Below are 20257 nucleotides of genomic sequence, written 5' to 3' on the forward strand. Positions count from 1 at the left end.
GATGGACCCGCCACTGCACCTCCGCGACGTGATCGGCTACCTGGAGCGACGCTACCCGCCCGCCACTGCCGAGCCCTGGGATGCGGTGGGGCTGGTGGTCGGGGACCCGGTCGCACCGGTGGAGCGGGTGCTGTTCGCGATCGACCCGACCGAGGAGGTGGTGGCCGAAGCGGCCTCCGCCGGTGCGGACCTGCTGGTCACCCACCACCCGCTGCTGCTCAAGCCGGTGCACTCCGTGGCCGCCACCGGTGCCAAGGGCCGGGTGGTGCACTCCCTGATCGCCTCCGGGATCGCGCTGTACGTGGCGCACACCAACGCCGATATCGCCGCCGGCGGGGTGAACGAGGCGCTTGCCGCCACGTTGGACCTGGCCGAGGTCCGCCCGCTCGTGCCCGCCCCGGGTCAGTCGCTGGATGTGCTCGTGGTGTACGTCCCGGAGGAGGAAGCCGAATCGCTCCGGGCAGCGCTGGCCAGTGCCGGTGCCGGGGCGGTCGGGGACTACACCGGCTGCGCCTGGTCGGTGACCGGCACCGGGGAGTTCACCCCGCACGACGGCGCCGACCCCACCATCGGCGAGATCGGCCGACACGAGCGGGTGGCCGAGCGGCGGATCGAGATGGTCGTGCCGCCGCATCGCCGGGACCAGGTGGCCGCCGTGCTCCGGGAGTCCCACCCGTACGAGGAACCGGCATTCTCCTTCCTGACCACGCAGGCACCGTCCGGGTCGGTGGGCAGTGGGCGGGTCGGGTACCTGCCGTATGACATGACCTTGCGCGAGCTGGCTGAGCAGGTGGCCGCGGCGCTGCCCGCCACCGCTCAGGGCATCCGGGTCAGCGGTGACCTCGATCAGGTGGTCTCCACCGTGGCGGTCTGCGGCGGTTCCGGGGACGCCTACCTGGAGGCCGCGCACCGCTCCGGTGCCGACGTCTACCTCACCGCCGACCTGCGCCACCACCGTGCCGAGGAGGCCCGCGCCGAGTCCGGTGCGCCGGCCCTGATCGACGCCGCGCACTGGGCCACCGAGTGGCCCTGGCTGCCGGTGGCGGCCCGTGCGCTGGACGCCGATGCCGCCGGCCGGCTGGAGACCATCGTCAGCACCCGCGTGAGTGACCCATGGACCATTAGGCTGGGTGCAGCCGACCCCGGAGGAACTTCGTGACCACAGCACCCGCTGCCGACCAGCTCCGACTGCTGGACGTGCAGGCGCTCGACACCCATCTGGCTAAGCTCGCCCACCAGCGCAAGACCCATCCCACTCTGGCGGCGCACGCCGAGCTCACCGCCCGGGCCGAGGATCTGCAGCGGGCGAAGACTGCCGCCGAGGTGCTCATCTCCGACACCCGGCGTGAGCTCGCCAAGGCCGAGACCGACGTCGAGCAGGTGGAAACCCGGGCGACCCGCAACCAGCAGCGCCTGGACGCCGGCGCCGGCAGCGCCAAGGATCTGCAGGCCCTCGGTCATGAGCTCGAGTCCCTCGCCAAACGGCAGTCCGACCTGGAGGAGGTCGAGCTGGAGGTGATGGAACGGATGGAGCGCGCCGAGAAGGACGCCGTCGCTGTGAATGAGCAGCTCGAGGCGCTGCAGGCCGATATCGCCCGAACCGAGAGCGAGCGCGATGAGGCCCTGGCGGCCCTGGACGCCGAGACCGCCGAGACGCAGAGCAAGCGCGAGACGGCAGCCACCGGCATCGACGAAGGCCTGCTCGCCCTCTACGAACGGGTTCGCACCCAGACCGGGGGACTGGCCGCCGTCGCGCTGCGCGGGCTGGCCACCGAAGGAGTGCAGGTACCGCTCAGCCTGACCGAGAAGGACGCCATCGCCAATGCCGGTCCGGACGACGTGATTCGCAGCGAGGACTACGACTACATCCTCATCCGCGTGTCCTGAGCCGGGCGTGGGCCACTTCTCCGACGCCCTCGACGGCGGCCCGCTGCGCTTGGAGCTGCGCAGCATCAACGGCCGCGACTTCGCGCTGCTGCGCCCGATCGCCTACAGCGCCGACGACTACACCGAACCGTTCGTGGTGCCCGCCCAGCTGGAGACCTTCCGTACCGATATGGCCTCGGTGCCGTGGGTGTTCACCTGGCTGGTGCCGCGCAGCGGCCGGTTCCTGCCCGCCGCAGTGCTGCACGACGCCCTCGTGCTCCCGGGTTCCTATGCCGGGCCGGAGGTCACCCGCCCCGAGGCGGACCGGTTGTTCCGGGTCGCGATGCGCGGCCTCGGCACCGGCGTGATCCGGACCTGGCTGATGTGGTCGGCGGTGTCCATGGCGACCATGTGGGAGGCGAAACATCCCCGCTGGTACTGGCGGAGCGCTGTCGTCGGCCTGATCGCTGTGGTGACCGTGCTCGGCATCCTGGCCACCCTGGACCTGTTCGACGTGTGGAACCTGCTGCCCTGGATGGGGGAGCGGAGCCTCGGCGCGGAGCTGCTGGGCGGGGCCCTCGGGGCGCTGGTGATCCCGGCGGTGCTGGCCTGCAGCTGGGGTCGCACGTTCGCGCCGGCGGGCATCATCACCGCGGTGGCACTGGCGTTCCTGGTGCATGTGACGCTCGCGATCGCGCTCGTCTACACCCTGTACTGGCTGCTCGAGCGGGCGGTGAGTGGGCCGGCGGTGCGGCGCGGGCCGCCGTTCGGCGGCTGAGAACGCCCGACGGTCAGCTGAGCACCAGCTCCAGGGTGTCCGGGCCGGTGGCCGCCCGGAGGTGGTTCACCTCGCGCAGCACCGGACCGATGAGCTCGCGCGTGGCCGCGACCACCGCCGAGATCGTGCGCGGCGGGCTGCCGGGGCGGGTGAGCAGGTGGTGGGTGAGCAGACCGCGGGTGTGTTTGGCGTGGTGCGAGACGACGGTGCGCACCCCGTCGGTCTCCGCGACCACCCGCACGGTCAGCCACGGGGTGCCGGCGGGCGGTTTCCACGCCGCCAGGTAGGCCGCCGAGCGGCAGTCGATGATGACCTCAGTGTCGGTGGCGCGACCCGGGCCCGTCAGCTGGTCTCCCAGGGCCCGGCTCCAGTGCCGAGCCAGCGGACCGGTGCCCGGCAGCGAGGTGCCCATCGAGAGCCGGTAGGCGGGGACCTTGTCCGCGGGGGAGAGGACGCCCCACAGCGCAGAGACGATCCGCACACTGGTGTTCGCCCGCCGGCGGGCGGTGCCGGTCAGCTCGGCCAGGTCCGCCGCCGCGTACAGCACGCCGGTGTAGACCTTCGCTGCGGGGGCGGCGTGCGCCTGTCGGAGGGCGGTGTTCCTGGCCACCTCCTCGGACAGGGAGGCGCCGACGCCGAGCAGCGCGGGGGCGTCCGGGCGCGCGCTGACCTGCTGCAGGGCGTCCAGGACCTGGCTGCGGGCGGTGGTCAGGTCCGGTCGGGTGAGAGCGGCGAGATCGACCGGCCGGCCGCGGGCGGGAGCGGTCTTGCCCTCCGAGGGCGGCAGCAGGATGAGCACGGGGTCTGAGTCTACGGCGCGAGTGCCAATCGACGGATATACGGCGGCGTGTGCGAAATATGGCACCGCCCGCCGTATATCCGTCACTTCGACCCAGTTAGACTAGGCAGCGGATGAGTCGGCCAGGCGGTCGCGTCGCGGGGGAACCCGCGCCGAGGAACGTCCGGGCTCCACAGGGCAGGGTGGTGGGTAACGCCCACCCGGGGTGACCCGCGGGACAGTGCCACAGAAATCAGACCGCCACTCGGTTCGCCGAGCGGTAAGGGTGAAACGGTGGTGTAAGAGACCACCAGCGCACCGGGTGACCGGTGCGGCTAGGTAAACCCCACCCGGAGCAAGACCAGACAGGAAGTGTTCGAGGGCTGCTCGCCCGAGCTTCCGGGTAGGTCGCTGGAGGCGTGCGGCAACGTACGTCGTAGATGGATGGCCGCCACCGGGTCCGTCAGGATCCGGCTACAGAACCCGGCGTACCGGCCGGCTCATCCGCCCCCTTCCCCCTCGGGTCGTCAGGTGAGGGGTGCGCTATAGCGCACTCCCCGCAGGACGACCCCCGGGCAGGTCAGGCGTTGTCTGCCGCCAGCGCCGCAGCGCCCACGATCCCGGCCTTGTTCCGCAGCTTCGCCGGCACGATCGGCGTCTTCAGGTCCAGCAGCGGCAGGAACTGCTCGTGGTCCTTGGACACTCCGCCGCCGACGACGAACAGGTCCGGGGAGAACAGGAACTCCACGTGGGAGAAGTACCGCTGCAGCCGCTCGGCCCACTCGGGGTAGGAGAGGCCTTCCTCCTCCTTGATCGAGGAAGCGGCACGGCTCTCGGCGTCATAGCCGTCGATCTCCAGGTGCCCGAGCTCGAAGTTCGGAATCAGCACACCGTCGCGGATCATCGCGCTGCCGATCCCGGTGCCGAGGGTGAGAACCAGCACGGTGCCCTTCTTCCCCTTTGCCGCGCCGTAGGCGATCTCGGCGTACCCGGCGGCGTCGGCGTCGTTGGCCACATACGCGGTGTGCCCGGTCCAACGCCGCGCCACCTCGGCCACATCGGTGTCCACCCAGCGCTTGTCCACGTTCGCCGCCGAGTGCGCCACACCATCCTTCACGATCCCTGGGAACGTCACCCCGATGTGCGCCATCCCCGGCAGCTCGAAGTGCTCGACCACCTCCGCGAGCACTGCGCCCACCGCCTCCGGGCTGGACTCGGCCGGCGTGGGCCGGCGGAACCGCTTGGTGAGGAGCTCCCCAGTGCCCAGGTGCACCGGCGCACCCTTGATCCCGGACCCACCGATATCGATGCCGAAGCCGATCTTCTCGGCCTCGACCTCCGCGACCTTCGCCGCGTCCTCGTGCTTGCTCATCGTGGATCGTTCCCTTTCGTCAAGTACAGCTCCCACCCACGGACCTCACGGCAGGACTCGGGCCAAGCAGCAGTCTAGAGTTTCCGGTACGTGCCGATGCCGCCGTCGTGGAGCGAGAGGAATGGTGAGACCGTGACCGAGCACACCGACCCTGATCAGGCGTACTACTACAATCTCGAAACTGGTAAGGTCGAGCGCGGTCTGGTCAGCGACTGGACCGACCGACTTGGTCCGTACCGCACCCACGATGAGGCTGCGAACGCTCTACAGCGCGCGAGGCAGCGCAACAAGGCGTGGGAGGAACAGGACCGCGAGTGGGACGACGACCCTGAGGACTGACCGAGGAGCGCACGGATGAGGCAACGGATCCACCGGCTGGCTGGTGCGGCGGCTCTCGCCGTGGGTGCATCGCTGGCTCTGGCTCCCGCCGCCTCAGCGGATTTCTCGCCGTACGTTCCGTTTCCCGAAGGCAAAGACCCGGGCGTCAGCCTCGCCGCACAGCCGCTGATCGGCGTCCGGATCGCTGTTGACCCCGGGCACAACGGTGGGCGTGCCGACGATCCGGAGGCCGCCAACCGGCCGGTCGCCGACGGGCGCGAGGGTCGGACCGCCTGCGGCTCCACCGGTTCCGCCAGCGTCGACGGCTACGCCGAGCACGAGTTCGCCTTCGAGGTCAGCGAGCAGCTCACCGCGGACCTGGAGACCCTGGGCGCCTCGGTCTCGATGACTCGCACCGACGATGACGGCATCGGCCCGTGCGTGGACCGCCGTGGCACCTTCGCCGAAGATCAGGACGTGGACCTGATGGTCTCCATCCACGCGGCCAGCGCCGAGGACGAGGACGCGCCGGGCTTCGCCGTGGTGGTGGCCGACCCGCCGCTGTCCAGCTCGCAGCGCGAACCCAGCCGCGAGCTCGCCGAGGAGTTGGTCGATGCCCTCGAGGACGGCGGCTTCACCCCGAACGACGAGCTCGAGGACCCGATCGTTGAGCGTTCCGATGACGCGACCCTGAACTTCGCCCGCCGCCCAGCCGTACTGCTGGAGCTCGGTGAACTGCGCAACTCTGGCGACGCCGAGGTGATGCGCAGCGAGGACGGACAGCAGCGGTATGTGGAGGCGGTGACCGCAGGCGTCATCGCCTGGGTGCACGAGAACCGCTGATCGCCGTGCGCTGAGGGTGATTCGGCCGCAGGTGCGCCAGCACCCGCGTGGTTCCGCTGAGGAGCGCTCGTGTCTTCCCGCGGAGGGTCGCTCGTGTCTTCCCGCCGAGGCGCGCTCGTGTCCTCCCGCCGAGGCGCGCTCGTGTCCTCCCGCCGACGACGGCGCAGGGCGTCCTGCGTAGTCGTCGCACCCGGCGCTGGACTGCTCCAGGCGCGCCGGGTCACTCCTGGTAGGAGTGCTCCTGCGCCGGGTAGCTGCCGGTGCGCACCTCGCCGGCATAGGCCTCTGCCGCGCGTCGCAGCTCGGCACCGACCTGCCCGAACTGCTTGGCGAACCGCGGTGCCCAGTCACCCATGCCAGCCATGTCCAGCCAGACCAGGACCTGACCGTCACAGGCCGGGCCGGCGCCGATGCCGATCGTGGGTACCTGCAAGATCTCGGTGACCCGGGCGGCCACCGGGGCAGGCACCATCTCCAGCACCACGGCCACGACACCGGCCTCCTGCAAGGCGACCGCGTCCTCGCAGAGCTTCTCCACGGCGTCCTCCCCGCGGCCCTGCACCCGCTTTCCGCCGAGGATGTTCTCCGACTGCGGGGTGAAGCCGAGGTGCCCGACCACCGGGATACCGGCCCCGGTGATCAGTTCTACCTGCGCGGCCACCCGGACACCGCCTTCGAACTTCACCGCATGCGCGCCGGTCTCCTTCATCACCTGGACTGCGGCGGTGTAGGCCTGCTCCGCGCTCGCCTCGTAGCTGCCGAACGGCAGGTCGACCACCACCATCGCGCGCTTCGTCGAGCGGACCACTGCGCGGGCCGGGGGGATCATCTCCTCGACGGTCACCGGGAGGGTGTTCGCATGGCCGAGCATGTTGTCGCCGATCGAGTCGCCCACCAACAGCATGTCGATCCCGGCCTCGTCGAAGATCCGCCCCGTGGGGGCGTCATAGGCGGTGAGCATCGTCAACCGTTCACCGGCCTCTTTGGCAGCGGCGAGGTGATGCACGCGCACGCGCTTGCCAGAACCGACAGCGGGAAGGACCGAGCCTGTGGGGGCGTCCGGGGTCTGCTGTGACATGGGCACCAGCCTAGTGCGAACCCGCGGCGGCAGGGTGCCCGGCAGCGCGTCACGCTGACAGACTGGGGGCGATGACCGCACCGGCGGGCATCGGCGTGACGCAGCCCACTCCGGGGCTGACATGATGGGACTGGTCGGAGCACGCCCGGGAGCGGATCAAGAGCAGGAGCAGCGTATGGACAAGCAGCAGGAGTACGTACTGCGAGCCATCGAGGAACGCGACGTGCGGTTCATCCGGCTGTGGTTCACCGATGTGCTCGGGGTGCTGAAGTCGGTGGCGATCGCCCCGGCCGAGCTCGAGGGCGCGTTCACCGAGGGCATCGGCTTCGATGGGTCCTCGATCGAGGGGCTGTCCCGGGTGAGCGAGGCGGACATGATCGCCCAGCCCGACCCGAGCACCTTCCAGATCCTGCCCTGGCGCGGCGGCCACCACGGCACCGCCCGGATGTTCTGCGACATCCTCACCCCGGACGGGCAGCCGGCCGCAGCCGACCCACGAAACGTGCTCAAGCGCGCGCTGGCCAAGGCGGCCGACGCCGGATTCACCTTCTACACCCACCCCGAGGTGGAGTTCTACCTGTTCCAGGCGCTGGAGTCCGAGACCGACCCGCTGGTGCCGGTGGACAACGCCGGCTACTTCGACCACGTCGCCCGCGGGCAGGGCCACGACTTCCGCCGGGCGGCGATCACGCTGCTGGAGTCGATGGGCATCTCGGTGGAGTTCTCCCACCACGAGGCCGGCCCGGGGCAGAACGAGATCGACCTGCGCTACGCCGACGCGCTGAGCACTGCGGACAACATCATGACCTTCCGCTCGGTGGTCAAGGAGGTGTCCATCCAGCAGGGTTTCACCGCCTCCTTCCTGCCCAAACCGCTCGCCGGGCAGCCGGGGTCGGGGATGCACACCCATCTGTCCCTGTTCGAGGGGGACACCAACGCCTTCCACGAGCCTGGCGCCCGCTACCAGCTCTCCTCCACCGCGCGTGCCTTCATGGCCGGGCTGCTCGTGCACGGCGCGGAGATCACCGCCGTCACCAATCAGTTCGTGAACTCCTACAAGCGGCTCTGGGGCGGGCAGGAGGCCCCGAACTACCTGTGCTGGGGGCACAACAACCGGTCCGCACTGGTGCGGGTGCCGATGTACAAACCCACCAAGGGCCAGTCGGTGCGGGTGGAGTACCGCGCGCTGGACGCCTCGGCGAACCCCTACCTGGCGTTGGCGGTGCTGCTCCGGGCCGGGCTGAAGGGAATCGAGGAGGGTTACGAGCTCCCCGAGGAGGCCGAGGACAACGTCTGGGAGCTTTCGGACAACGAACGCCGCGCGCTGGGCATCGACCCGCTGCCCGGCAGCCTGGACCAGGCGGTGGGCCTGATGGAGGACTCCGAACTGGTCGCCGACACCCTCGGTGAGCAGGTCTTCTCCCATTTTCTGGCGAACAAGCGGCAGGAGTGGCACGACTACCGGGCGCAGGTCACCGGCTACGAGCTGTCCCGCCTCACCCTGATCTGAGCGGGCACTGGTGCGACCGCAGAGCCTGACCGCAGCGCTGGCCCGGGCGGGGTTCACCGACACCGCCCGTTCCGCCGACCTGCTCACCGAACCCGCACTGGCCGCCCTGCTCGACCCGGCCGATGTCACCGCCCTGATCGGGGCGTTGGGCAAGGTCGCCGACCCGGATCGGGCGCTGCTCGCCCTGGTCCGCCTGGCCGAGACCGAGGCAGACCTGAGCGTTCTCACCGGCGACGGCGCAGCATCCGGGGGCCAGTCCAGCCCGCCGGGCACGGGAGCTGGGCTGGGGCGGCTGCTCGCCGTACTCGGTGGGTCCTCGTTCTGGGCGGACTACCTGGTGGCGCACCCGGCTCAGGTGGCCGTCGTGCTCACCGGTGCTGTGGCGCTACCGGGCGCCGCCGAGTCGGACGCGACCCAGGTGCGGGCCGAGCTACTGCGCGCCGTGGGGGCCGACCCGGCCGCGCAGCTGCCGGTGGCCGCGGTTCGAGCCGCTGACGGCGGAGTGGACGATCTGCGCCGCGCCTACCGTCACCTGCTCCTCGGTATCGCCGCCGAGGACCTGTCCGCACCGGACCCGGTCGCGCTGCTGCCCCGCGTGGGTGCTGCACTGGCGAACCTGGCCGCCGCTGCACTGGACGGCGCGCTCGCGCTCGCCCGCGCCGAGCTCAGCGACCACGGCGCCGGGGTGCGCCTGGCCGTGCTCGGGATGGGCAAGACCGGTGGCATGGAGCTGAACTACATCTCCGACGTCGATGTGGTCTACGTGGCTGAACCGGTCGGCAACACCCCGGAGGACGAGGCGTTGCCGGTTGCCACCAAGCTGGCCGCCACACTGGCCCGGATGTGCTCGATGCCGTCCCGGGAGGCGCCACTGTGGGAGGTGGACGCAGCGCTGCGCCCGGAGGGGAAGAATGGGCCCCTGGTGCGCACTCTGGACTCGCACCTGGCCTACTACCGGCGCTGGGCGAAGACCTGGGAGTTCCAGGCGCTGCTCAAAGCCCGGCACGTGGCCGGGGATGCCCCGCTGAGCCAGGCGTATCTGGACGCCCTGCGCCCCATGGTGTGGACCGCCGTCGAGCGGGAGCACTTCGTGGAGGACTCCCAGGCGATGCGCCGCCGGGTGGAGGAGCATGTGCCACCGGTGGAGGCGGACCGGCAGATCAAGCTCGGCCGTGGGGGCTTGCGGGATGTGGAGTTCACCGTGCAGCTGCTGCAGCTCGTGCACGGGCGGGTGGACGAGGGCATCCGGGCCGCGAACACATTGGCAGCACTGGAGGCGTTGTCCGCTACCGGCTACGTGGGCCGGGACCACGCCGATCAGCTCGCCGGATGCTACCGGTTCCTCCGGGTGCTGGAGCATCGGGTGCAGCTGATGCGGATGCGGCGCACCCACCTGCTGCCCACCGATGAGCAAGAGCTGAACGTGCTGGCGCGGGCGGCCCGGATCGAGGGAGGTGACGCCAAGGCGCTGCTGGCGAAGTGGCGCTCGGTCCGCCGGCAGGTACGCAGCCTGCACGAGGACCTGTTCTACCGCCCACTGCTGCCGCAGGTGGCTCGGCTGTCCGCCGACGATGTCAGCCTGGACCCCGAGCGTGCCCGGGAGCGGCTGCGCGGAATCGGCTACCGGGACCCGGCCGGTGCCATCCGACACATCAACTCCCTCACCGAAGGGGTGTCCCGGCGCGCCGCGATCCAGCGCCAGCTGCTCCCGGTGATGCTCGGCTGGTTCGCCGAGGGCCCGGATCCGGACGGGGCGCTACTGGCGTTCCGGAAGATCTCCGACTCCCTCGGCGCCACCCACTGGTACTTGAAGCTGCTCCGTGATTCTGGTGCCGCCGCCGAGCGTCTGGCACACATCCTCTCTGCCAGCGCCTACGCGGCCGAACGGATCGCCGGCCTCACCGAGGCGGTCACCTGGTTGGACGAGGACGCCGACCTCGTGCCGCGCTCCCGGGAGGCGCTCGAGGCGAACATGACAGCCATGCTCGCGCGCCGCAAGGACACCGGTCAGCCAGAGCTTGCCGTGCGGTTCATCCGGCGCCGCGAACTGACCCGGGCGGCGATCTCCGACGTGCTCACCGAGGTGCCGGCGGCCACTTGCGCGGCGATCATCACCCCGGCCGCCGAGCTCGCCCTGGTGGGGGCACTCGGGATCGCCCGGCGGTCGGCGACGGCGAAGCTTGCCTTGGCGCAGGAACCGTCCCGGTTCCTCGTGGTCGCGATGGGGCGCCTGGGTGGGGCGGAGATCTCCTATGCCTCGGATGCGGACGTGATGTTCGTGCACGATCCGCTGCCCGGGACCGGCGCCGACATCGCGCAGAAGTGGGCGCTGGAGGTGGCCACCGCAGTGCCGGCGCTGCTCGGGTCCACCGGCAGCGAGCCGAAGCTGGCGGTGGACGCGGACCTGCGCCCCGAGGGCCGACAGGGGCCGATGGTGCGCACGCTCGCTTCCTACGCGGAGTACTACGCCCGGTGGGCGCAGGGCTGGGAGCGGCAGGCGTTGCTGCGGGCACGGGCGGTGGCCGGGGACACCGGCCTGGGGGAGGAGTTCACCGCGCTGATCGACCCGCTGCGCTATCCCGAGGGCGGGGTGGATCTGCACGAGCTGCGTGAGCTACGCCGGATCAAAGCGCGGGTGGGGTCCGAGCGGCTGCCGCGCGGGGTACCGGATACTCACCACCTCAAGCTCGGCAGTGGCGGACTGGCCGATGTGGAGTGGACCGCGCAGCTGCTGCAGCTCCAGCATGCGCACACCCACCCGGAGCTGCAGGTGACTGGGACGCTGGCCACGCTGGCGGCGGCCGCGGAGGCCGGGCTGATCGGCGCTGCGGATGCGGCCTCGCTCGCGCAGGCGTGGGAGCTGGCCACCCGGCTGCGGAACGCGAATGTGCTCGCCACCGGTCGGCTCACCGGAGCACGGATCGACCAGCTGCCGGCGGAGCGCTCCGCGCTGGTGCGGATCTCCCGGCTGCTCGGGTATCCGGCCGGGCATGCGGACGATCTGGAGCAGGACTGGATGCGCGCCGCCCGGCACGCCCGCAAGGTGATGGAGGACGTCTTCTACGGGTAGCCGCGCACGCCACCCACGTCACCCGCGCTGTGCCCACCGCGTCGGAGGCAACTTGCGGGGTCGGAGTGAGGCTCTACCTTGGTTCCGATCCCGCAAGGTACCTCCGATGGAACGGGGCGAGCGCGAGCGCGGCGTGGGCGAGGGGGCGGGGACAGGAGCAGGGGCGCAGCGCGGGGCACCGGCGGCGGGTCAGACCTCGGCGCCGCCCGTCATCTTCTCCCGGATGCAGGCGAGGAACCTGTCCAGCATCTTGTTCGAGATGCTCTGGATCATGCCGCGGCCGAACTGGGCCGGTTTGCCACCGATGTCCATCTCGGTGACCACGTCCACAGCGGTGCCGTCCGCCACCTCGGTGAGCACCGCCGTCACCGTGGCTCCGGCGGTGCCGTTACCGCGGCGATCCTTGCCTGAGGCCTCGATCACGATCCGCCCGGCTGCCTCGTCGCGTTCGAGGAAGCGTCCGGTGCCGTTGTAGAGCAGCGAGATCGGTCCGAGCTTGACCTTGACCGCCCCGGTGAACTCGTCGCCGTCCACCTCCCCGATCGTGGCGCCCGGGAAGCACGGCACCACCTTCTCCAGGTCGTTGAACGTGTCCCAGGTGGTCGACATCGGTGCCGGCACCTCGAACTGGTGCTCCAGCCTCACATCTGCTCCTTTCGCTGCTGCGGGCCCACCACTCGGCCGTTCCGGCCCGCCACTCGCGCTTACCGATCCACTCGCTCTTTCCGGCCCGCCACTCGCGCTTACGGATCCACTCGCTCTTTCCGGCCCGCCCCGCGGCTCAGCTGCCACCGATCGCGGTGAGCACCGCCCGCCGGGTGAGCACGGTGGCCAGGTGCCGCCGGTAGGTGGCATCACCGTTGAGGTCGTCAGTGGGATTGGTGCCCTCGGCGGCGCTGGCACAGGCTGCTGCCACGGCCTCCTCGGTGACGGAGCCGCCGGCCAGTGCCTGCTCCACGGACGAGGCCCGCACCGGCACAGTGTCCATGTTTCCCAGGGCGACTCTGGCCTCGGCGATGGAACCACCGTCGAGGCGCACCATCGCCGCGACCGAGACGATCGGCCACTGCTGGGCCACCCGGGTGAACTTCTCGTATCCGACGCCCCAGCCGTCATAGGTGGGCACCCGAATCGAGGTGAGGATCTCGTCCTCCTCGACCACCGTGGTGAAGAAGTCCACGAAGAACTCCGCTGCCGGCACGGTTCGCTCACCGCTGGCCCCGACCACGGTCATCTCGGCCTCCAGAGCGGAGAGCGTGGCGGGCATATCGCTGGCGGGGTCGGCATGGACCACCGCGCCACCGATGGTGCCCCGGTGTCGCACCTGGGGGTCGGCGATCTCACCGGCGGCCCGGGCCAACAGCGGTGCGTGGGAGGCGATCACCGGATCACCGGCGACGTCGGCATGCCGGGTCATCGCCCCGATCACGATCGACCCACCGTCGAGTCGCACCCCGCGCAGCTCATCGATCTTCGCGAGCGAGACCACCAGCTCCGGGTCGGCCATCCGCAGCTTCAGCACCGGCAGCAGAGACTGCCCGCCGGCGAGAATCTTCACATCCATCGTGTCGTCGGCCAGCAGCGACAGCGCCTCGGCCACCGTGGCCGGTGCCTTGAAGTCGAACGAGCTCGGAATCATCGTTCCTCCTTCCGCCCACCGCTGGTATCGCCGCCGGCGCTCGTACGCGGCGGGCCACTTTCGGTACCTGATCCGGCGGCCTGGATGGCGTGCCACACCCGGGACGGTGAGCACGGCATCTCCACCTCGGTCACGCCGAGGTGGCGGAGTGCATCGAGCACCCCGTTCACGATCGCCGGTGTGGAGGCGATCGTGCCCGCCTCGCCGACGCCTTTGACGCCGAGGGCGTTCGTGGTCGACGGCGTGACGGTCCGGTCGGTGATGAACTCCGGCAGGTCGGGCGCCGAGGGGACCAGATACTCGGTGAACGAACCGGTCAGCAGGGTGCCGGCGTCGTCGTAGACCGCTTCCTCGTACAGCGCCTGGGCGATCCCCTGGGCGAGACCGCCGTGCACCTGCCCCTCCACGATCAGTGGGTTGACCACGTTCCCGATGTCGTCCACGCACACGTACTTGCGGATGCTCACCTGCCCGGTCTCGGTGTCCACCTCCATCGCTGCCAGGTGGGTGCCGTGCGGGAAGGAGAAGTTCTCCGGATCGAAGGTGGCATCGGAGTCCAGGTTGGGTTCGAACCCGTCCGGGAGGTCGTGGGCTGCGAACACTGCCAGGGCGACGTCCCCGAAGGCGACGCTCTGGTCGGTGCCGCGGACGCTGAACGTGCCCGCGGTGAACTCGATGTCATCGGTGGCGGCCTCCAGCATGTGCGCGGCGACCACCTTCGCCTTCTCGATCACCTTGTCCGCGGCGGCCACCACCGCCATCCCGCCCACGGCCAGCGACCGGGAGCCGTAGGTGTCCAGGCCGCGCTGGGAGATCTGCGTATCGCCATGCAGCACCTCGACGTCCTCGAACGCCACCCCGAGCCGGTCGGCCACGATCTGGCTCCAACTGGTCACGTGCCCCTGCCCGTGCGGGCTGACACCGGTGACCACCTCGACCTTCCCGGTCGGCAGTACCCGCACCTGGGCGTGCTCCCACCCGCCGGCGGCGTAGCGCAGCGCCCCGAGGATCCGGGACGGGGCCAGACCGCACATCTCGGTGAACGTGGAGACCCCGATGCCGAGCTGGACCGGATCACCGGACTCCCGGCGCCGGGCCTGTTCGGCGCGCAGCTCGTCGTAGCCGAACAGCTCGAGAGCCTTCTCGGTGGCGGCCTCGTAGTTGCCGGAGTCGTACTCCATCGTGGAGATCGTCTGGAACGGGAACTCCTCGTGCTTGATCCAGTTCTTCTCCCGGATCTCGATCGGATCCATGCCCAGCTCGGTGGCCAGCTCGTCCATCATCCGCTCGATCGCGAACGTGGCCTCGGGCCGGCCGGCGCCGCGGTAGGCATCGGTCCAGACCTGGTTGGTGAACACGTTGGTGCACTCGAACCGGTAGGCGGGGAACTTGTAGATCCCGTTGAACATGAACGCCCCGAGGATCGGGATGCCCGAGGTGATCAGGCCCAGGTAGGCGCCCATGTTTGCCACCAGGTGCACATCCAGGCCGGTCACCGTGCCGTCCCGGTTCGCCGAGATGCGCATCGTCTGGATCTGGTCCCGCCCGTGGTGGGCGCCGATCATCGACTCCGACCGGGTCTCGGTGTACTTCACCGGCTTACCGGTGCGCTGCGCGGCGAGCAGGGTGATCACCTCTTCCGGGGTCACCTGCAGCTTCCCGCCGAATCCGCCGCCCACATCCGGGGCGATCACCCGCAGCTTCGACTCCGGGATGCCGAGGGTGAGGGCGAGCATCACCCGCAGGATGTGCGGGATCTGCGTGGCCGACCACATCGTGATCTGCTCCCCGGTCGGATCCACCACCGTCGAACGTGGTTCCATGAACGCCGGGATCAGCCGCTGCTGCCGGAAGGTTCGTTCGACCACGATCTCGGAGCCGGCGATCGCCTCCTTGATGTTTCCGCCGGTACCAGCCTCGGCAGAGTCGAACACCCACGTCGCGGAGTGGTTCGTGCCCAGGTCCGGGTAGATCAGCTCCTCGTCTCGGGCCGCTGTGGCCAGGTCCACCACCGGGGTCAGCGTCTCGTAGTCGACGTCCACCAGCTCCGCGGCATCGCGGGCGGCGGCGGGGGAGCGGGCGATCACCGCGGCGACGATCTCGCCGGCGAAGTTCACCATCTCCTCGGCCATCGCCGGGTGCGGTGGGGCCTTCTGCTCCTCGGTGATCGGCCAGGCGTTCGGCATCGATCCCTGCTCGGCGGCCAGATCGGCACCGGTGAGGACTTTCACCACACCGGGGGCGCTGCGCGCGGCGGAGGCGTCGATCCCGGTGATCCGGGCGCGGGCGACCGGACTGCGCACCATGCTCATGTGCAACATGCCAGGCAGGACGATGTTGTCGGTGTACCGGCTGCGGCCGGTGATCAGCCGGGCGTCCTCCTTGCGGGGGCGGGCGCGCCCGATCTCCGGGGCGCGCTCCTCGGTGGCGGTCATCGGGCCACCTCCTCCCCAGCAGCCTGCTGCACGGCGGCGACGATGTTCTGGTAGCCGGTGCACCGGCACAAGTTGCCTTCCAGGCCGTCCCGGACTTCCTCGTCGGTGGGCCGGGGGTTCTCGGTCAGCAGGGACGCGGCCTGCATGATCATTCCGGAGGTGCAGAACCCGCACTGCAGGGCGTGGCAGTCGTTGAACGCCTTCTGCAGGGGGTGCAGCTCACCATCGTCGGCCAGTCCCTCGATGGTGGTGACCTGTTGCCCGTCGGCCTCCACGGCGAGCATCGTGCAGGATTTGATGCTCTGCCCGTCCACCAGCACTGTGCAGGCACCGCAGTTGGTGGTGTCACAGCCGATGACGGTGCCGGTCTTACCGAGCACCTCGCGCAGGTACTGCACGAGCAAGAGCCGTGGCTCGACGTCGTCGGTGTATTCGACCCCGTCGACGGTGAGCGTGATCGTGTGCGACGTCATCTGTTGCTCCTTCGCGCTGCGACATCTCAGATGGTGGGCACTCTACCGACGAATGTGACCTAGCGCACAGGAATGGGTCGAGCTAGCCGACCAGGTCGTCGTGGTGGATCCGGCCGGACACCTCACGCAGCGAGGACCGGCCGCCGCCCCACTGCACCGCGATGATCTCTGCGGCGATCGAGACCGCGGTCTCCTCCGGTGTGCGCGCCCCCAGGTCAAGCCCGATCGGGCTGTGCAGCCGGTCCAGCAGTTCCTCGCTCAGCCCCGCCTCGCGCAGCCGGCGCTGCCGGTCGGAGTGGGTCAGCCGGGAGCCCATCGCCCCGATATAGGCCACGTCTAGTCCGAGTGCCACCTGCAGCGCCGGCACATCGAACTTCGGGTCGTGGGTGAGCACGGCGATCACGGTCCGCCGGTCCACCCGGCCGGCGTCGACCTCCGCCTGCAGGTACCGGTGCGGCCAGTCCACCACCACTTCGTCGGCGTCCGGGAACCGGGCCGGGGTGGCGAACACCCCGCGGGCGTCACAGACGGTCACCCGGTAGCCGAGCATGGCTCCCTGCCGGGCCAGAGCGGCGGCGAAGTCGATCGCGCCGAACACCAGCATCCGGGGCGGTGGCGCGAAGGAGGACACGAACACCCGCATCCCGTCCTCCATCCGCTGCCCGTCCGGGCCGTAGGTGAGCATCCTGTTCCGGCCGGTGGCGAGCAGGCCGCGGGCATCATCGGTGACGGCCTGGTCGGTGCGCTGCGAGCCGAGGGTGCCGGCGGTGCGATCGGCGAACACCACCAGGTGCCGGCCCACCCGGGGCCGGATCGTCATGTTCGGCCACGACCGCCAGGGCCACCGGGGTGCCGGCCTCGATCGCGTCGGCCACCTCGCCGAGCTCGGGAAACGACTGCTGCGAGACCGGTTCGACGAACACATCGATGATTCCGCCACAGGTCAGTCCCACGGCGAACGCCTGGTCGTCGGAGAAGCCGTACCGGTGCAGCTCCGCCTGCCCGCTCGCCAGCACCCGGCGGGCCGTCTCGTACACGTCCCCCTCCACGCATCCGCCGGAGACCGAGCCGCTCACCGTCCCGTCGGCGTCCACCACCATGGCGGCACCGGGCAGCCGCGGCGCGGACTGGAACGCACCCACCACGGTGCCGAGCCCCACCGTGCCGCCGGCCCGCCAGGCCGGTACCAGGTCGCCGAGCACATCACGCATCGATCGTCACCTCCTTCGTGGCCTGGCCGGTGCGGCCGGCCCCGTTCTCGAGCTCGCGGAGCACCTGCTCGAAAGCGGCCAGCGAGTGTCCCGCCACCAGGGCGTCCAGATGCGGCAACGCCGCGACGATTCCGCCCTGCACCGGCTGGTAGCCGGCCTTTCCCGCGTGCGGGTTGGACCACACGATCCGCCGAGCCAGCCTGGCGAGCCGGCGCAGCTGCTCGCCGAGCAGTGCCGGGTCGCCGCGCTCCCACCCGTCGCTGGCGATCAGCACGACGGCGCCGCGCGCCATCCCGCGCCGCCCCCACCGGCGCACGAAGGCGCCGAGCGTATCGGCCAGCCGGGTGCCACCGGACCAGTCCGGGATCGCCGCACCGGCGCGCTGCAGGGCGATATCGACGTCCCGGTGCTGCAGCGCCTGCGTCAACCGGGTCAGCCGGGTGCCGAGCGTGAACACTTCGATATTGTGGCCGCTCCTGCCCCGGACCAGGTGATGCGCCAGCCGAAGCAGCGTGTCCGCATAGGGCCGCATCGACCCGGAGACGTCGATCAGCAGCACCAGACGGCGGGGTGTGCGGCGGGGGCGGGAATGCTGCAGCGGTCCGGGTTCACCGGCGCGGCGCAGCTCGGCGCGCAGGGTGCGCACCCGGTCCACCCGGCCGTGGTGGAACGGTTCGGTGCGGTGCGTGCGGCGGATCGGGTGGGGCAGCGGCAGGGCCCGGATCGCCTGGTTCAACCAGGCCCGCTCGGCGAGGTCCAGCTCGGCCACGTCGCGGTGCCGGAGCTGCTCCGTACGCGAGGCGAGCGTGGCGACCACGGAGGCTGCGCCGTCGTCATCCTCGCCGGCCTGCACCGCGGCCTGGTGACCGACCTGATCCGGGCGAGGCTGCGCCGTCGGCGGTAGTTCGCGCTCGAACCACGCAGTGAACACCCGGTCGTAACCGATCAGATCGGCTGCGCTGCTGCACAGGGTGGCGCGGCCGGCCCAGTACACATCGCTGCGGGAGGTGAGGTCGAGGCGGGCCACGGCTTCTACGAAGGAGCGGGTGGCCGCGGTGGTCACGGGCAGGCCAGCAGCGCGCAGGGCGTGGCCGAAGGCCACCAGGATCGTGTCCGGGGAGTGCCGGATGGTCGACGGCGGAGCGTGCGTGGCCATGTCACGCCGCCAGCAGCCGGTCGAGTTCGGCGCGCACGCGGTCCAGGTCCTCGCGGTGCTTGCACACGGCACCCACCGTGGCGGCAGCGGTGGCCAGGTCCAGCGTCTCGGTGCCCAGGTGCAGCAGCGCCCGGGCCCAGTCCAGGGACTCGGCTACCCCGGGCGGCTTGATCAGGTGTTGGTCGCGGCGCAGCTGCTGCACCGCGGTGACCAGCTGGCTGGCCAGGCGCTCGGGGATGTCCGGCAGCCGGGTGCGCACGATCGCCACCTCCCGGTCGAGTCCCGGATGGTCGATCCAGTGGTAGAGGCAGCGGCGCTTCAGGGCATCGTGAAGCTCGCGGGTGCGGTTGGAGGTGAGGACCACGATCGGTGGGTGCTCGGCGCGGATCGTGCCCAGCTCCGGGATGGTCACCTGGCCGGCGGAGAGCAGCTCCAGCAGGAACGCCTCGAACTCATCATCGGCGCGGTCGATCTCGTCGATGAGCAGCACCGCCGGACCGTTCCGGAGCGCTTGGAGCAGTGGCCGGTCGAGCAGGAAGCGCTCGTCGAACAAGGACTTCTCGATCTCCTCGGTGTCCAGGCCGGGGCGCGCGGCCGTCCCGCGTGCACCCTGGGCGACCGCGGCGGTCTCCAGAGCACGCAGGTGCAGGATCTGCTTGGTGAAGTCCCAGTCATAGAGCGCCTGCGAGGCGTCGATGCCCTCATAGCACTGCAGCCGGATCAGCGGGTAGCCCAACCCTTCGGCAAGTGCCTCCGCGAGCGAGGTCTTCCCGGTGCCCGGCTCTCCCTCGAGCAGGAGCGGGCGGTCCATCGCCACCGCCAGGTAGGTGATCGTGGCCAGGCCCTCGTCGGTGAGGTAGCCGGTGGATTCCAGCATCGTGCTCACCGCGTCGCTGGAGGAGAGAGCCGGCGTCGCAGTCATACCCCCAACATACGCGGCAGACGGCGCGGGTGAGCGGTGGATCGGCGCCGGGCCGGACGGCGTGCCAGCGGTTGGCGCGCGCGGCACCCCGGCCGCACCTGCGTGCGGGGAAGCGGCGGGCTGGGCCTGCCGTACGCTCTGTAGGTCATGGAGGCGGACGCAGGCGGCAGCGCGCGCGGCGCGCAGGATCGGCCCGCTGTGGGCCTGGTGCTGGCGGGCGGCCAGGGGCGGCGGCTCGGGTTGGGCGCGAAGGCGCTGCTGCGCAGTGGGGGAGCGAGCCTGGTGGCGCGGGCGGTGGGTGCACTGCGTGCGGATGGGTGCGCGCCGGTGCTGGTGGTGGTGGGCGCTCAGGCCGAGGAAGTCGCGACCGAGGTGGCGGTTGCAGGAGGCGTGCCGGTCCGCAACCAGGACTGGGCGAGCGGGTTGGCGTCCTCGTTCCGGTGCGGAGTGGCAGCGGTGCCGGCCGATGCCGCACGGGTGGTCGTGACGTTGGTGGACCAGCCGGGGGTCGGCGCCGACGTGGTGGCGCGGGTGCTCGGCGCGCACCGGCCGGGACGGATCGCTGCGGCCACCTACGAGAGTGTTGGCGATCCCCACACAGGTCCTCGCGCCCGGCACCCGATGGTCTTCGACGCCGCCCTCGCGCGGGAGGCTGCGGACCTGGCCGAGGGGGACCGGGGCGCCCGGGAGTTCCTGCGCCGACGACCGGACCTGCTCGACCTGGTGGACTGCACCGCGCTCGGCTCCGCCGCCGACGTCGACACTCCCGAGGATCTGCACCTGCTCGGGCCGTAGGGCGGCGGTCGCT

17 protein-coding genes, 1 other RNA gene and 1 pseudogene are annotated in these 20257 nt (G+C 70.8%); 9 read left to right on the forward strand and 10 right to left on the reverse strand.

The genetic code is table 11. The annotated features are described in order from the left end of the window. Position 1 precedes the first annotated feature (1 nt). Genes FU260_RS10630 through FU260_RS10640 form a run of 3 tightly spaced genes read left to right on the forward strand, consistent with a single transcriptional unit; the run spans position 2 to position 2644 of the window. On the forward strand, positions 2-1159 hold the full coding sequence (locus FU260_RS10630) for a Nif3-like dinuclear metal center hexameric protein (RefSeq protein ID WP_147917038.1): 1158 nt from the start codon (positions 2-4) through the stop codon (positions 1157-1159). Next, positions 1156-1887 carry a zinc ribbon domain-containing protein gene (locus tag FU260_RS10635; RefSeq protein ID WP_147917039.1) on the forward strand — a complete coding sequence of 244 codons (732 nt, stop codon included), beginning with the start codon at positions 1156-1158 and terminating at the stop codon, positions 1885-1887. The genes FU260_RS10630 and FU260_RS10635 overlap by 4 nt, the downstream gene beginning before the upstream one ends. 7 nt (positions 1888-1894) lie before the next feature. After that, entirely contained in the window at positions 1895-2644 is a 750-nt protein-coding gene (locus FU260_RS10640; RefSeq protein WP_147917040.1) for a DUF1353 domain-containing protein, read from the forward strand. A gap of 13 nt (positions 2645-2657) precedes the next feature. Here the strand turns inward: FU260_RS10640 and FU260_RS10645 are convergent, their stop codons facing one another. Further along, on the reverse strand, positions 2658-3443 hold the full coding sequence (locus tag FU260_RS10645; protein WP_147917041.1) for a YaaA family protein: 786 nt from the start codon (positions 3441-3443) through the stop codon (positions 2658-2660). 114 nt (positions 3444-3557) lie between these two features. On the opposite strand from FU260_RS10645, the gene rnpB reads away from it, so the two are divergent. Beyond that, positions 3558-3929, forward strand: an RNA gene (gene rnpB / locus FU260_RS10650) — RNase P RNA component class A. Positions 3930-4002: 73 nt separating this feature from the next. Here the strand turns inward: rnpB and ppgK are convergent. Next, positions 4003-4794 (reverse strand): polyphosphate--glucose phosphotransferase, encoded by a 792-nt coding sequence (gene ppgK, locus FU260_RS10655; RefSeq protein WP_147917042.1) that lies wholly within the window; start codon positions 4792-4794, stop codon positions 4003-4005. 132 nt (positions 4795-4926) lie between these two features. Between ppgK and FU260_RS10660 the strand changes: the two genes are divergently transcribed. Both FU260_RS10660 and FU260_RS10665 read left to right on the forward strand, forming a co-directional pair. Continuing rightward, a complete protein-coding gene (locus tag FU260_RS10660) occupies positions 4927-5133 on the forward strand; it encodes a hypothetical protein (RefSeq protein ID WP_147917043.1) in 207 nt (68 codons plus the stop codon). A 15-nt stretch (positions 5134-5148) separates the two neighbouring features. Continuing rightward, positions 5149-5955, forward strand: a complete 807-nt coding sequence (locus tag FU260_RS10665; RefSeq protein WP_147917044.1) for an N-acetylmuramoyl-L-alanine amidase family protein — start codon at positions 5149-5151, stop codon at positions 5953-5955. A gap of 220 nt (positions 5956-6175) precedes the next feature. Here FU260_RS10665 and panB read toward each other — a convergent pair whose 3' ends face one another. Further along, positions 6176-7033, reverse strand: coding sequence for a 3-methyl-2-oxobutanoate hydroxymethyltransferase (gene panB, locus FU260_RS10670; protein ID WP_147917045.1), 858 nt, complete (start codon positions 7031-7033; stop codon positions 6176-6178). 175 nt (positions 7034-7208) lie between these two features. Between panB and glnA the strand changes: the two genes are divergently transcribed. Then, positions 7209-8543: a type I glutamate--ammonia ligase gene (gene glnA, locus FU260_RS10675; protein ID WP_147917046.1), complete on the forward strand. Its 1335-nt coding sequence runs from the start codon at positions 7209-7211 to the stop codon at positions 8541-8543. 10 nt (positions 8544-8553) lie between these two features. After that, positions 8554-11613, forward strand: a complete 3060-nt coding sequence (locus FU260_RS10680; RefSeq protein WP_244951274.1) for a bifunctional [glutamine synthetase] adenylyltransferase/[glutamine synthetase]-adenylyl-L-tyrosine phosphorylase — start codon at positions 8554-8556, stop codon at positions 11611-11613. 189 nt (positions 11614-11802) lie between these two features. Here FU260_RS10680 and FU260_RS10685 read toward each other — a convergent pair whose 3' ends face one another. The 7 genes and pseudogenes from FU260_RS10685 to FU260_RS10715 all read right to left on the reverse strand — a co-directional run bounded on the left by FU260_RS10685 (position 11803) and on the right by FU260_RS10715 (position 19449). After that, the gene (locus FU260_RS10685) at positions 11803-12258 is read right to left on the reverse strand and encodes an SRPBCC family protein (protein WP_147917048.1); all 456 of its coding nucleotides are present in this window, start codon (positions 12256-12258) and stop codon (positions 11803-11805) included. Positions 12259-12394: 136 nt separating this feature from the next. Then, positions 12395-13252 carry an FAD binding domain-containing protein gene (locus FU260_RS10690; protein ID WP_147917049.1) on the reverse strand — a complete coding sequence of 286 codons (858 nt, stop codon included), beginning with the start codon at positions 13250-13252 and terminating at the stop codon, positions 12395-12397. Then, positions 13249-15687, reverse strand: coding sequence for a xanthine dehydrogenase family protein molybdopterin-binding subunit (locus tag FU260_RS10695; protein WP_147917050.1), 2439 nt, complete (start codon positions 15685-15687; stop codon positions 13249-13251). Before FU260_RS10695 ends, FU260_RS10690 begins: the two co-directional genes overlap by 4 nt. Then, positions 15684-16160 carry a (2Fe-2S)-binding protein gene (locus tag FU260_RS10700; RefSeq protein WP_147917051.1) on the reverse strand — a complete coding sequence of 159 codons (477 nt, stop codon included), beginning with the start codon at positions 16158-16160 and terminating at the stop codon, positions 15684-15686. Before FU260_RS10700 ends, FU260_RS10695 begins: the two co-directional genes overlap by 4 nt. 82 nt (positions 16161-16242) lie before the next feature. Then, a pseudogene (locus FU260_RS10705) lies at positions 16243-17371 on the reverse strand (XdhC family protein). Then, the gene (locus tag FU260_RS10710) at positions 17364-18527 is read right to left on the reverse strand and encodes a vWA domain-containing protein (protein ID WP_147917052.1); all 1164 of its coding nucleotides are present in this window, start codon (positions 18525-18527) and stop codon (positions 17364-17366) included. The pseudogene FU260_RS10705 and the gene FU260_RS10710 overlap by 8 nt, the downstream one beginning before the upstream one ends. A 1-nt stretch (position 18528) precedes the next feature. After that, on the reverse strand, positions 18529-19449 hold the full coding sequence (locus FU260_RS10715) for an AAA family ATPase (protein ID WP_147917053.1): 921 nt from the start codon (positions 19447-19449) through the stop codon (positions 18529-18531). 147 nt (positions 19450-19596) lie between these two features. Between FU260_RS10715 and FU260_RS10720 the strand changes: the two genes are divergently transcribed. Continuing rightward, entirely contained in the window at positions 19597-20244 is a 648-nt protein-coding gene (locus FU260_RS10720; protein WP_147917054.1) for a nucleotidyltransferase family protein, read from the forward strand. Positions 20245-20257: the final 13 nt, after the last annotated feature.

Origin of the sequence: Ruania zhangjianzhongii, from assembly GCF_008000995.1 — a bacterium.
Lineage (GTDB): Bacteria > Actinomycetota > Actinomycetes > Actinomycetales > Beutenbergiaceae > Ruania > Ruania zhangjianzhongii.

What these genes read in the sequence shown, in the direction of transcription:
- glnA (WP_147917046.1), top strand. Translation starts at nt 7,209, where the DNA reads ATGGACAAGCAGCAGGAGTACGTACTGCGAGCCATCGAGGAACGCGAC.
- FU260_RS10700 (WP_147917051.1), bottom strand. Translation starts at nt 16,160, where the DNA reads ATGACGTCGCACACGATCACGCTCACCGTCGACGGGGTCGAATACACC.
- FU260_RS10665 (WP_147917044.1), top strand. Translation starts at nt 5,149, where the DNA reads ATGAGGCAACGGATCCACCGGCTGGCTGGTGCGGCGGCTCTCGCCGTG.
- FU260_RS10630 (WP_147917038.1), top strand. Translation starts at nt 2, where the DNA reads ATGGACCCGCCACTGCACCTCCGCGACGTGATCGGCTACCTGGAGCGA.
- FU260_RS10710 (WP_147917052.1), bottom strand. Translation starts at nt 18,527, where the DNA reads ATGGCCACGCACGCTCCGCCGTCGACCATCCGGCACTCCCCGGACACG.
- FU260_RS10720 (WP_147917054.1), top strand. Translation starts at nt 19,597, where the DNA reads ATGGAGGCGGACGCAGGCGGCAGCGCGCGCGGCGCGCAGGATCGGCCC.
- FU260_RS10715 (WP_147917053.1), bottom strand. Translation starts at nt 19,449, where the DNA reads ATGACTGCGACGCCGGCTCTCTCCTCCAGCGACGCGGTGAGCACGATG.
- FU260_RS10690 (WP_147917049.1), bottom strand. Translation starts at nt 13,252, where the DNA reads ATGATTCCGAGCTCGTTCGACTTCAAGGCACCGGCCACGGTGGCCGAG.
- panB (WP_147917045.1), bottom strand. Translation starts at nt 7,033, where the DNA reads ATGTCACAGCAGACCCCGGACGCCCCCACAGGCTCGGTCCTTCCCGCT.
- FU260_RS10695 (WP_147917050.1), bottom strand. Translation starts at nt 15,687, where the DNA reads ATGACCGCCACCGAGGAGCGCGCCCCGGAGATCGGGCGCGCCCGCCCC.
- ppgK (WP_147917042.1), bottom strand. Translation starts at nt 4,794, where the DNA reads ATGAGCAAGCACGAGGACGCGGCGAAGGTCGCGGAGGTCGAGGCCGAG.